A 12,057-nucleotide genomic window follows, 5' to 3' on the forward strand; every position below is an offset into this window, starting at 1 on the left:
AACCAGGCGCAGAATGCGTCCTGTCGTCTGCGGCTCCGGCTAAAACAAATGCGCGAAAACAGAGTAGAGAACGCCCGAAATCAGCATCGCCACCGGCAAGGTCAGAACCCAGGCCATGGCGATGTTGCGGATGGTCGACCATTGCAGGCCGGACCCGTTCGCGGTCATGGTGCCGGCGATGCCGGACGACAGCACATGCGTCGTCGACACCGGCAGGCCGTATCCGTCCGCAGCCGCGATGGTCGCAGCAGCCGTGATTTCGGCGCAGGCACCCTGCGCGTAGGTCAAATGGGTCTTGCCGATCTTCTCACCCACCGTCACGACGATCCGCTTCCAGCCGACCATCGTGCCGAGGCCGAGCGCGATGGCGACCGCGATCTTCACCCAGGACGGAATGAATTTGGTGGCGGCATCCAGCGAGCCCTTGTAGCGATTGAGCGTCGCAGCGTCGGCATCGCTCAGCGCGCTGTCGCCGCCCTTCATGAGCAGGCGAAGCGCCTCCGACACCAGGTACATGTCGTTACGCGTGTTGCGGACGGTCTCCGCCGGGAATTTGGCCAGCGAACCGTATTGAACGACCTGGTCGCTGATCTCGCCGATGAGAACGGCGAGTGACGGATAGGTATCGTCGGTGAGTTGCCGAAGCGAAATGTAGTTCGTCAGCGCCGGCCGCGGGTCGCCGGTCACCTTGCGATCGGCGCCCCTGTCCTCGACGACCTTGCTCGCCGCTGCCGAATTCGCGGTGAACGCCGCGATCTGGCTCGCCGGCATCGCGCGGTTGAGCGCATAGGCGGTCGGGACCACGCCGATCAGGATCAGCATGATGAGACCCATGCCCTTCTGACCGTCGTTCGATCCGTGGAAGAAGCTGACCAGCGTGCAGGTCAGGATCAGGATGCCGCGTATCCACCATGGCGGCGGCTGATCGCCTTGCGGCTCGCCGAACAGTGCCGGGGTTGCGCGCAGCAATGCGGTCTTCAGCCCGTAGAGCAGGATGGCGGCGAGCAGGAATCCGAACAGCGGCGACAGCAGCAGCGCTTTGCCGGTGTTGACGGCCTGCGACCAATCCACGCCGGATGTGCCTTCCCTTCCGTGCATCAGGGCGTTCGCGATGCCGACGCCCATGATCGATCCGATCAGGGTATGCGAACTCGACGCGGGCAGTCCGAAATACCAGGTCCCGACGTTCCAGATGATCGCGGCGATCAATAACGCGAACACCATGGCGAAGCCGGCGCTGCTGCCGACCTGAAGGATCAATTCGACCGGCAGCAAGGAGACGATGCCGAACGCGACCGCACCGCTGGAGAGGAGGACGCCGATCAGATTGAACAGGCCCGACCAGACGACGGCCACATGGGCCGGCATCGAGCGCGTGTAGATCACGGTTGCGACGGCGTTCGCCGTGTCGTGGAAGCCGTTGACGAATTCGAAGCCGAGCGAGATCAGCAGCGCCACGAACAGCAGCAGGAACGCGGCATATGACGTCTTGCCGGCACCCGTGGCGCCGACGTCCGCGTAGATGCTGTAGGCCACGAACAATAGCGCGGCGCCGATCACGCCCAGATAGATGATGCCAGTGAGGGGATGAAAGCCCTTCTCGAGATCGGGACCGCTACGCCGCGCAGGCTCGATCGAACCAGGTAACGCCACATCACTCATTGGATAGCCCCTTACAGCCGCGGGAGGACAAAAGCGGCCGTGTGACATTGGGACTACGTTTACATGACATCCATATGACAGTTGCATGAAGGAACGCCGACCCAGTGCCCGGACCTGCGTCTAATGCATTGATAAGACTAGCGTAACAGACCTAGTGCTGGGATACCGGCCGCGCCGGCACGTACAGCTCCTCGGCATATTTGTGCGCCAGCCAGGAGGTGATCACGCCCGGGATGAAGCCGACCAGCCCGTACAGGATGAACTGCACTGCGCCGCTTTCGGAGCCGTGCGAGGCATACATCAGCGCGGCGCCGACGAACGCCACCGCACCGACAATCAACATCCGCACCACCGGCGAAATCCGCTTCACGTGCATCAGGATGTCGTCGATCGCGCCGAACATCAGCGACGGCACGATGCCGAACAGATAATTGTATTGCAGCGACTTCACGAACACGACGAGCAGCTTCGCCACCTCGCCGCCATCGGCATCGGTCCAGTAGCCGGACTGATAGGTGGTCATCACCAGCAGCAGGAAGCCGCCGATGAACGGCCCGATGGCCGCGAAGATCAGATAGCGTTTCATGGCACCCTCTTGCCCGACCTCAAGCAAGTGTAACGCAGTCGCGCGACGGTGCCAGGAAAAATCGAAAACGCCCGACAATGTTCCGAAGCTTGCGCGTCGAATGCGCCGCAACATGCGGACGCGCTGCGATACGAAATCGCCCGGACGGAGCCGGGCGATGACATCGTGAGCATCAGAGCGGAAGCGCCGACGGCTACTCACCCCACGCCGCGAAGGCGTCGTTGAAGGCGCGCTCGCCGGGGGCGCCCTTTTCGATCGCGATGATCGCGCGGCGCTGGTTGGTGTAGACCAGCGGTACGTCGAACCAGGACCGCTCCTTCAGGAGCTGCAAATTGCGCGAGCGGTCGGCGTCGACGTTGGAGAGGCCGACCAGGAAGAAGCCGTCGGTGACCTTGACCGCGAGGCCTGCGAGCGGCGTGCCGCGCGCCTGCTCGTTGGACTTCATCAGAATGCCCGGCACGTTGCCGACGCCGCCATTGGCGAAGTCCTGCGGCAGGATGAAGGTCAATTCCGCGGTGTGGCTCGCCGGCAGCGATGAATCGGTGTTGCGGCGGAACGACATCGTCATCTTGAACTTGCGATCCGGGATGTCGATGTCGGCGCGCACGGCGATGTCGGGCTTCTGGTTGCCCGATCCCTTGATCTGCTCGGTGCGCCAGACCACCGAACCGACATATTGCTTGCCCTTCGGATCCGACGGGTCCTCGTCATAGAGCACCACGCGCTGCGCGATCGGCTCGCCCGACGACGAGGGCTGGCCGACGCGGTCGGTGATCTTCTTGCTTGCCGGCGCCGCGGCATCCTTCGGCGCCTCGACCGGGGCGGAGGATTTGAACAGGCTGCTGATCGAGGAAAAGTCCGGCTTGCCCCAGATCAGCAGGCCGGCGCCCACCAGGATCAGCAGGATGCCCGCGATCGCGGTCTTGAATGGGAATATCGAGCCGACGCGCGGCGGCTTCTTCGGCTCGCGGTCGGCGTTGCTGACCCGCGACCGTTGCTGCGGAGGCGCCTGGGGCGGCTGCGGGGTGTAGCGCTCCGCCTCCTCGATCGACTCGTCGTAGGAGTACGGCGGTTCGGGATCGCCACCACGGTTCTCCAGGCTCGGCTCGAGCCGGTCGAATTCCGGCGTGGGCGACGGCACGTTGGCGTAGGTCTTGCGCGCGTTGCGGCTGGCCTGCGCGGCGGCGCGCCCAAGATCGTCGGCATCGGCGGTGATGTCGCGGAAACCGCGTACGCCTGGCGCTGCCGGCGGCACCGGCGGCGGCGCGCCTTCGCCAGCGCGGCGCGGCAGACCCGGCCGGGCCGGCGGCACCTGGCTATCGAGCGCGGGCGGAGCTGACGGACTCTGTGGCCGCGGCGGAGCATCGGGGCGCAGATTGCGCGACGGGCGGGGTTCAGCGGGGGGACGCGGGCGCGCGGCACTGTCGGCGGAGCTGGCCTCCGACGGCCTTTGATTTGCCTCCGGCGGCCTTGGATTTGCCTCCGGCGGCCTTGGATTTGCCTCCGGCGGCCTTGCACCTGCTTCCGGCGGTCTTGGATTGGCGCGGCGCAACGGATCGCTGGTGCGGGCGCCGCCGCCGGGGCGGGAGGCCTCGCGGGCGCGCTGCGCGGCTTCGGACTCGACCTTGCGAACCGCCTCTTCCAGCGACAGCCGTTCGCGGGTGATCTCGGACTCGGAGAGCGGCGGCTGCACGCCGCGGAGCTGCTGGATCAACGCCGTCCGTGCCCGCGCATAGAGCGCGCGCCGGGCTTCGCCGGGAGCGTTGGGATCCAGTCCGGCGATGGCACGGGCGATCAGCGGGTAGTAGTCAGCCATTTCCACACAATTGGTGGGATATAGGTAATATCCCGTTAAGCCTCGAACGGATTCTGTACCAGAATAGTATCTTCACGCTCCGGGCTGGTGGACAGCAGGGCGATCGGACACCCCACCAGTTCCTCGACCCGGCGGACATACTTGATGGCCTGGGCCGGAAGGTCCGCCCAGGAGCGCGCATTGGCGGTCGGCTGCTTCCAGCCCTCGATGATCTCGTAGATCGGCTCGACCCGGGCCTGTGCGCCCTCGCCCGCCGGCAGATGGTCGATTTCCTTGCCGTCGAGCTTGTAGCCGATGCAGACCTTGATGCTGTCGAACCCGTCCAGAATATCGAGCTTGGTCAGGGCCAGCCCGGCAATTCCGCAGGTCCGGACGGTCTGTCGCACCAGCATGGCATCGAACCAGCCGACCCGGCGCTTGCGGCCGGTGTTGACGCCGAATTCCTTGCCGCGGCGGCCGATTTCCTCGCCGATCTCGTCGAGCAGCTCGGTCGGGAACGGACCCTGGCCGACCCGGGTGGTGTAGGCCTTGCAGATGCCGAGCACATAGCCGACCGCGCCCGGGCCGAGGCCAGTGCCGGTCGCGGCCTGTCCGGCCACCGTATTGGACGACGTCACATAGGGATAGGTGCCGTGGTCGACGTCGAGCAGGGCGCCCTGGGCGCCTTCGAACAGGATGCGCTTGCCCTCGCGGCGCTTCAGGTCGAGCAGCCGCCACACGGTTTCGGCATAGGGCAGCAGTTTCGGCGCGATCGCCGACAGCTCGGCCAGGATGCTCTTGCCGTCGATCTCCGGCAGGTTGTTGCCGCGGCGCAGCGCATTGTGGTGCGCCAGCAGGCGGTCGATCTTGTGCGGCAGGGTGTCGAGGTCGGCGAGGTCCATCAGGCGGATGGCACGGCGGCCGACCTTGTCCTCATAGGCCGGGCCGATGCCGCGGCGGGTGGTACCGATCGAGGTGATGGCGTTGGAGGATTCGCGCAGCGAATCGAGCTCGCGGTGCAGCGGCAGGATCAGCGTGACGTTCTCGGCGATGCGCAGATTGTCCGGCCCGACCGCGACGCCCTGCCCCTTCAGCTTGGCGACCTCGTCGAGGAAGGCCTGCGGATCGAACACCACGCCATTGCCGATCACCGCCAGCTTGTTCGGGCGCAGCACGCCGGACGGCAGCAGCGCGAGCTTGTAGGTCTCGCCATTGATCACGAGCGTATGGCCGGCATTGTGGCCGCCCTGGAAGCGCACGACGATGTCGGCCTGTTCCGACAGCCAGTCGACGATCTTGCCCTTCCCCTCGTCGCCCCATTGGGCGCCGACGACGACAACATTGGCCATTTCGAAGATGTTCCCTTCAGGTGTTTCAGACCATGATCGCGGCGAAAACGCGTCCGTCCACAGCGACCAAGCATTGATATGCCGAGCCCAGATCACGGCGCCCGACCGCGCGCGCGCAAGGCGCCTACCGGATAAAGGAAGCGGGTCGGCTGCGCAAGCAAGAACGGGGTGCTTTACGCCTTTTAGAGGAGCTACAACCCTTTGATATCCCCTGAAAATTCCATATCGCTGACGGTCACGCCGTGCTGGCGAGAATTTAATGTTGGCGCGCCCTCGCGCCAGCCGCGCAGCCGATTGATCGCCGGCCTCGTTGCGGCGATCATCCGGCCGCATCAACCGGTCCGATCCATGCCCAATTCGACACAAGCAACGATGGCGCTGCGGAAGCTAGGCATTGCCTTCAAGCTCCACACCTATGTCTATGATTCCAACGCCGAGAGCATCGGGCTGCAAGCGGCCGAGGCGCTCGGCGTCGACCCGAACCGGATGTTCAAGACCCTGATGGCAGAGGTCGACGGCAAGCCGGTCTGCGCCGTGGTGCCGTCCGACTGCGAGGTCAGCATGAAGAAGCTTGCCGCCGCCCATGGTGGCAAGTCGGCCAGGATGATGCGCCCGACCGATGCCGAGCGGCTGACCGGCTATCATGTCGGCGGCATCAGCCCGTTCGGCCAGAAGAAGAAGGTGCCGACCGCGATCGACGAGGCGGCGCTCACCCACGTCACCATCTTCGTCAATGGTGGCCAGCGCGGCCTTCAGATCGAGATCGATCCGAACGACGCCGCGCTCGCCGCCGGCGCCATGATCAAGGCGCTGACGGCGACGCAGGACTGACCCGCCGTCCAACCCGGACCGCCGCGATCAATGCGAGGACTTGTCCCTCGCGAACTCCGCACCAACGAAATCCGACAGGCCGGTCAGTTCTTCCGCCGTGATATCGTTGACATTGAGCCTGAGTTGCATGATCGCGAGATCGAGCAGATGCGCGGCAAAGCCTGCGCCCGCCGCCGTCACGATGCTGCGTTGCTCGATCAACACCGCGATGACGTCGCGCAAACTGCGCAGTTGCACTTGATCCATCGCCCTCTGCCCGATGCTGGCCGTTGTAAGCTGAGTTGTCATTGGGATACCGATTGCAGTGTGCTGATGGAGGCGGCGCCGACGGGTGGGATGTACGGCAACTGCTCGGCTTCCTCGCCAAGATGCAGGATGCTCGGGCGCACCTCGCGGACTTCGATGTCGATCGTCATCGGCGGCGGTACGAGCGTCACCGAGGCCTTCGGCCACGGTGCCGGATTCGGGCTGACGGCGGTGAACCGATAGGCCGCGGCGATCTCGAGTGCGAGCAACTGCAATTCGAGCATCGCAACCCCCATCCCGGCGCAGGCACGCGGACCGGCGCCGAACGGAATGTAGGCATCGGTGTTGTAGCGCCGCGTCATCAGGAAGCGGTCCGGGTCCTCGAAATGCCTGTCATCCCGCTGCAACTGCCAGGGGCAGATCAGCAGCGAGGTGCCGACCTTGAGATCGCGGCCGCCGATCGTCACCGGCTGCATCACCTCGCGCGAGAACCACCAGGCGCTGGGATAGAGCCGGCAGACCTCCTTGACCAGCGTTGCGCTGACGTCGGCGCGCCTGACCGCGTCGACGCGCAATTCGCCGTCGTCGCCGATGCAATCGGCGGCCTCGTCGGCGATCTCGTCCATCAGCGCCGGATTGGCCGCCATGTGATACAGCACCCAGGCCGCGGTCGACCCGGTGGTGTGGTGGCCGGCCAGCAGCAGCGTGAGGATTTCGTCGTGCAGGTCGCGATCGCTGAGGCCGAGCGCCTCGAGGTCGCGCAACGCGCTGGTCGAGCCAGCGCTAGAGCGCAGCCGCTGCACCACGGTCGACATCGCGAGCTTGGCGCAAATCCGGTTCTGCCGTCTGCGATACCAGGACACCGGACCAAGCGGCATCACGCGGAACATCTCGTCGGCGAGATCATCCTCGATGGTGCCGACCGCCTGCACCAGGGCCTCCTCGTCGCCGGACGAGATCACCTGCGCGCCGAACACCGCGATGCAGATCGTGCGCAGCGCCAGCGTCGCCGTGAAGCGATGCGGATCGAACGAGCCGAGCCGCGCCAGCTTGGCACCGACCGCGCGGATTTCGGCGCACATCTGCGGCAGGTATTTTTCGACGTTGCCCTTGGCCATGTGCTTGTGCAGCACCGCACGCCGGCGCTTATGCTCGTCGCCATGGAGCATCAGCGAGCTTTGGCCGAGCACCGGCGAAAGCTTCTTGATCAGCCGGCCCTTGCCGACGTCGGTCTCCGGCGCCTTCAGGATCGGGCGGATCAGGTCGGGATCGTTGACCAGCAGGACCGGCGCCGGCCCGAGATGCAGCGGCACCAGCCCGAGCGGCGCGCCCTTGCCACGCTCAAGCAGGAATTTGAGCGGGTCGCTCCGGAAGGCTCGAACGTCCGAGAACATGTGTGGCATCGTGAATCTCCAATTGCCGTCCAAGGTCGATGAATTTGCTCAGGCCGGGATTGCCGGCGCGATCGAGCGGGATCTCGCCGGCGAGCGCCGTCAGCGGGCGGCCGAAGCGATCGTTGCCGATCACTTGCGGTGGACCGTAGCGGTGGGTCTGGATGCGCATCCGCGCGAGGAAGCGCTCGTAGGTAAGGTCGGCCATCGCCACCAGCGCGTCCGCACCGCGCAATTCGGCGAAGCGAAACATCAGGGCGTAGTTGACGCGCGCAGCCGATGCCGTGACCCCGGGCAACACGCCGAAACGACTGATCTCCCAGGCGTCACGTCGGCTGGGAAAGCGACGCTGCGCAAGCTGCGGGAAGACCGATTTGGTGAGATAGGGATAGTCGGTGCGGATGGCGCGGAAGCCGCCGATCAGCTCCGAACCGAGAAACAGAAGACAGTGCTCCGTATACCAGACGTCGAACTGGTCACGCTCGACGTCCCCTGTCGTGGTCAGTATCCAGCCGCAATGGTCGACGAACAGCCGCTTCCGCAGCCTGAGCAACGCCTGAACATGCGCCGGATGGCGCTCCTCAGTCGTGACGAGCGCATGGTATTCCCCTAGTGGGTGCGACATTCCCTCCGCCTCCAGATGTCGCCGGCATCTGGGACAAAAAGGCTTAATTGTGATACCCCCGGAAACCGGGGGTTTTACTCAATGGTCTTGGAAGAAGCGATTACGAGTATCGAGGCGTCGAGCACGATCGACGAGCTTCGACTCTCGCTTCATCGCATCATTCAGGACTATGGCTTCGCCAGTTTTGCCTTCATCGATGCGGGCCGGCCCGAACTCGATCTACCCTACCATACCGGCACCTACGCGCCGGCATGGGAGCGCGCTTACATCCAGAACGACTTCGTCCATGCCGATCCGGCATTGACCCGGGTCCGGCGTACCAACACACCGTTTCACTGGGGCGAGCTGAAGCTGCCGGAGCGGCAGGGCCGCAAGCGGCCGCCGGAATTGAAGATGATGGAGGCCGCGCGCGACCAAGGCTTTCGTCAGGGCTTCGTCGTGCCCTTCCACTATCGCGACCGGCTCGGCGCCGTGCATTCGAGTTCGACGGTGTTCTTCTGGGAAGACCAGCCGCGCGACTTCGACAAGTTGTTCATCTGCCACCGGCACGAACTGCATCTGTTGATGATCTACTGGGTGCAGCGGGCGATGGACATCGTCAACCGCGACCAGCGCAACGCGCCGACCATCCTCAGGCCCGCCGACGCCGCCGAGACGATCACGCTCACGGGGCGGGAAAAGGAAGTGATGGCTTGGGCGGCGCGCGGCAAGACCGTGGCGGACACCGCGCAGATTCTCGGTATTTCGCCAGAGACGGTGGAAGGTTTCATCAAGCAGGCATTGCGGAAGCTCGAGGCGTCCAACAAGACCCACGGGGTGGCGAAGAGCATCGCACTCGGGATCATCGACCTGTGAGCGGTGCCACAAAACCCACCGAGATCGTTTTTCCCGGTTGGGTCCGCTTGACTCATCGCCTCCTGATTGCATTCGGGCACGATCTTGCTAATAAGGCAAAGGCCGGATGACGCGGATGCGAGCATGTCAGACCGTGATGTGCACGCCGGAAGCGCACCTCGCGCGACGGGGCGGCTGGATTGGAGGTGCGGAGCTGCATGTCACCCGGTCGTCGATCCGGATGAACCGCACAAGGTCTTCGACGGCGAACCGCCGGTTCATTTGTTGGCGAGATTCGTCAGAATACTGTCCACGAACGTTGCTGGAGATCGCCTGAGCGCACCATGAGCACATCGCAGGACGACCAGATCGATCAACTCGTGCAGGCGCGCTGGCGCGCGATCGGGCTATCGCAGGGTGATCTCGCCGAGATCTTGTGCTCGGAGTCCTTGCCGGCCAGGACCGGCGTCGCCGAGGCGGCGAAGATCGATGCCGGCCGCCTTGCAAATGTCGCCGAGATGCTCGGGATCGCCGCCGCCACGCTCAATCCGCAGACCGCCGGCGCCGCGCAGCCTGGGAGCGTCAGCCAGTCGACGGAATCGCTACAGTCCCTGCTCGAGCTGCGCATGTTGCGGGTGTTCCGCGAGGTTCAGGACTCCGACACCAAGCGGATCCTGATCGAGCTCGCCGAGCAGATCGTCAAGCGCCAGGGCACGCCGCCGCAAGCCGGCTAAGGCGCGTAAGGGGCCTTCGCGCATGGTCGCGATGCGTCCGTCCCCATTGATGGACTGGCGGAATCCGTGTCTGTCACGGGAGCCGGGGAGATTTATACCGGCCCGGCGTCGTCAGCCGGGCGGGCCACGGCGTTGCGAACCCCGGGCCTTTCGAATGTCTGTCTCCGATTCCCCCACAACGCCGGCGTCCGGCTCCTGGATTGCCAACCAGCCGTATTTGCTGCTGTGCATCACCGCGATGTGCTGGGCCGGAAATGCGATCGTCGGCCGGCTCGCCGCCGGCCACATCCCGCCGGTGACGCTGTCGTTCCTGCGCTGGTTCGTGGCTTTCCTGATCATCCTGCCATTTGCCTGGAAACACCTCGCGCAGGACTGGGCCGCGATCCGCAAGAATCTCGGCATGATGATGCTGCTGTCGTTCACCGGCATCAGCGCCTTCAACACGCTGCAATACTGGGCGCTCGAGCACACCCAGGCGCTCAACACGCTGCTGCTGCAATCCTCCGTGCCGCTGATGGTCGCGGTGTGGTCGCTGGTGCTGCTCGGCATTCGGCTGACGCTCGGCCAGCTGCTCGGCGTCCTGCTGTCGCTCGCCGGCGTGCTGGTGATCCTGCTGCACGGTGATCTCACGACGCTGTCGAAGATCGAGTTCAACAAGGGCGATCTGATCTTCATCGTCGCACTGCTGATCTTCGCGCTGTATTCGGTGCTGAGCCTGAAGCGGCCGCGCATCCACGGCCTGTCGGTCGCTGCCTTCACCTTCGGCTGCGGCGCGCTGTTCCTGGTCCCGTTCCTGATCTGGGAACTCGGCGCGCGGCCGGTGATGCAGCTCACGACCACCAATCTGCTGTCGCTGTTCTATGTCGCCGTGTTCCCCTCGACGCTGGCCTATCTGTGCTTCAATCGCGGCGTGCAGCTGATCGGCGCCAACCGCGCCGCGCCGTTCTTCCACATGGTTCCAGTGTTCGGCACCGTCATGTCGATCGTGTTCATCGGCGAGCATCCGCAAGCCTTCCATTTCATCGGCTTCGCGCTGGTGCTGGCCGGCGTCTTTGCGGCGTCGCGGAGGCCGGCGGCGGCATGAGCGGATCGCGGTGACTATTGGCGGCAAATCCGCTATCTCCTAGGGTCTGCTTCGCGGACGGACCTTGACGCATGGCGCGCGCCAGCAATCTGTTGATCGGCACCCTGACGCTGGCCCTCGTCGCCGGCTCCCTTGGCGGCTGGCTGGGCTATCAGCGCTATGCCGGCATCAAGCGGATGGTGCCGTTCCGCGTCGTGTTCGAGGGCTCGGCCTCCGGCTTGCGCCGCGGCGCCAGCGTCAATTTCGCCGGCGTCAGGGTCGGCGAGGTGGTCTCGATCAGGCTCGACCGCCACCGCGTGGTGGCGATGACACGGATCGAGGGCAACGCTCCGATCAGGAAGGACACCCAGGTCGGTCTCGAATTCCAGGGCCTGACCGGGATCGCCTCGATCTCCTTCACCGGTGGCACCGACGACGCCCCGCCGCCGCCGCTCGGCGCCGACGGCATTCCCGAGCTGACCGCCGACGCCGAAGGCACGATGGGCATCCAGGAGAAGCTGCGCGTCGCGCTGCGCAATGTCGACCGCGTCATCACCGAGAACGAGGCCGACATCAAGGACTCGCTGCTCGGGCTCGAGAACTTCACCAACTCGCTGTCGGGCAATGGCGAGCTGATCGCCGGCTTCATCGACGCCGCCGATGACGGCATCAGCACGGTCGACGCCAAGCTGACCTCGGCCGACAAGTTCCTGAAGAGCTTCGGCAGCGACAAATATGGCGGCGAGCTGCTGCCGACCGTGATCTCGCTGCGTGAGCTGATCCAGAGCTTCGACAAGAAGTCCGGCACCATGATCGCCGAGACCCGCAGGACGCTCAGCGACGTCAGCCAGTCCGTCAATCAATTCAACCAGAAATTTGTCGGGCCCGCCGGCAGACGCTAACCTCTTCTCCGAACCAAGAACCAAGAACAACGGAAACGC

13 protein-coding genes are annotated in these 12,057 nt (G+C 64.9%); 5 read left to right on the top strand and 8 right to left on the bottom strand.

All coding sequences use genetic code 11. The features are described from left to right. Positions 1 to 39: 39 nt before the first annotated feature. The 5 genes from B2W55_RS12325 to B2W55_RS12345 form a co-directional block, all read right to left on the bottom strand. On the bottom strand, positions 40 to 1,662 hold the full coding sequence (locus tag B2W55_RS12325) for an inorganic phosphate transporter (protein WP_024582950.1): 1,623 nt from the start codon (positions 1,660 to 1,662) through the stop codon (positions 40 to 42). A gap of 151 nt (positions 1,663 to 1,813) precedes the next feature. After that, positions 1,814 to 2,248 carry a DUF5413 family protein gene (locus tag B2W55_RS12330; protein ID WP_024582949.1) on the bottom strand — a complete coding sequence of 145 codons (435 nt, stop codon included), beginning with the start codon at positions 2,246 to 2,248 and terminating at the stop codon, positions 1,814 to 1,816. 193 nt (positions 2,249 to 2,441) lie between these two features. Then, positions 2,442 to 4,064 carry a hypothetical protein gene (locus tag B2W55_RS12335; protein ID WP_024582948.1) on the bottom strand — a complete coding sequence of 541 codons (1,623 nt, stop codon included), beginning with the start codon at positions 4,062 to 4,064 and terminating at the stop codon, positions 2,442 to 2,444. A 35-nt stretch (positions 4,065 to 4,099) separates the two neighbouring features. Continuing rightward, positions 4,100 to 5,392, bottom strand: coding sequence for an adenylosuccinate synthase (locus tag B2W55_RS12340; RefSeq protein WP_024582947.1), 1,293 nt, complete (start codon positions 5,390 to 5,392; stop codon positions 4,100 to 4,102). A gap of 191 nt (positions 5,393 to 5,583) precedes the next feature. Continuing rightward, positions 5,584 to 5,715: a hypothetical protein gene (locus B2W55_RS12345; RefSeq protein ID WP_256372068.1), complete on the bottom strand. Its 132-nt coding sequence runs from the start codon at positions 5,713 to 5,715 to the stop codon at positions 5,584 to 5,586. Positions 5,716 to 5,740: 25 nt separating this feature from the next. Here B2W55_RS12345 and ybaK point away from each other — a divergent pair, with 25 nt between their 5' ends. Next, positions 5,741 to 6,223, top strand: coding sequence for a Cys-tRNA(Pro) deacylase (gene ybaK / locus B2W55_RS12350; RefSeq protein ID WP_024582946.1), 483 nt, complete (start codon positions 5,741 to 5,743; stop codon positions 6,221 to 6,223). Positions 6,224 to 6,250: 27 nt separating this feature from the next. On the opposite strand, the gene B2W55_RS12355 is transcribed toward ybaK, so the two are convergent. From B2W55_RS12355 to B2W55_RS12365, 3 genes are read right to left on the bottom strand one after another with little or no spacing between them, the layout of a single operon-like run. Then, positions 6,251 to 6,469: a hypothetical protein gene (locus tag B2W55_RS12355; protein WP_024582945.1), complete on the bottom strand. Its 219-nt coding sequence runs from the start codon at positions 6,467 to 6,469 to the stop codon at positions 6,251 to 6,253. A gap of 38 nt (positions 6,470 to 6,507) precedes the next feature. Next, a complete protein-coding gene (locus B2W55_RS12360; RefSeq protein WP_244442272.1) occupies positions 6,508 to 7,872 on the bottom strand; it encodes a cytochrome P450 in 1,365 nt (454 codons plus the stop codon). After that, on the bottom strand, positions 7,811 to 8,485 hold the full coding sequence (locus B2W55_RS12365) for an acyl-homoserine-lactone synthase (RefSeq protein WP_024582943.1): 675 nt from the start codon (positions 8,483 to 8,485) through the stop codon (positions 7,811 to 7,813). The genes B2W55_RS12360 and B2W55_RS12365 overlap by 62 nt, the downstream gene beginning before the upstream one ends. A 15-nt stretch (positions 8,486 to 8,500) precedes the next feature. Here B2W55_RS12365 and B2W55_RS12370 point away from each other — a divergent pair, with 15 nt between their 5' ends. From B2W55_RS12370 to B2W55_RS12385, 4 genes are all read left to right on the top strand, one after another. Further along, positions 8,501 to 9,340 carry a helix-turn-helix transcriptional regulator gene (locus B2W55_RS12370; RefSeq protein WP_291532225.1) on the top strand — a complete coding sequence of 280 codons (840 nt, stop codon included), beginning with the start codon at positions 8,501 to 8,503 and terminating at the stop codon, positions 9,338 to 9,340. Between the two features lie 323 nt (positions 9,341 to 9,663). After that, complete coding sequence (locus tag B2W55_RS12375; RefSeq protein WP_024582941.1) at positions 9,664 to 10,053, top strand: hypothetical protein; 390 nt, start codon at positions 9,664 to 9,666, stop codon at positions 10,051 to 10,053. Positions 10,054 to 10,207: 154 nt separating this feature from the next. Then, positions 10,208 to 11,137: a DMT family transporter gene (locus B2W55_RS12380; protein ID WP_024582940.1), complete on the top strand. Its 930-nt coding sequence runs from the start codon at positions 10,208 to 10,210 to the stop codon at positions 11,135 to 11,137. A gap of 71 nt (positions 11,138 to 11,208) precedes the next feature. Further along, the gene (locus tag B2W55_RS12385) at positions 11,209 to 12,018 is read left to right on the top strand and encodes an MlaD family protein (RefSeq protein WP_024582939.1); all 810 of its coding nucleotides are present in this window, start codon (positions 11,209 to 11,211) and stop codon (positions 12,016 to 12,018) included. Positions 12,019 to 12,057: the final 39 nt, after the last annotated feature.

This window comes from Bradyrhizobium sp. UBA2491 (assembly GCF_002341725.1).
Taxonomy (GTDB): Bacteria; Pseudomonadota; Alphaproteobacteria; order Rhizobiales; family Xanthobacteraceae; genus Bradyrhizobium.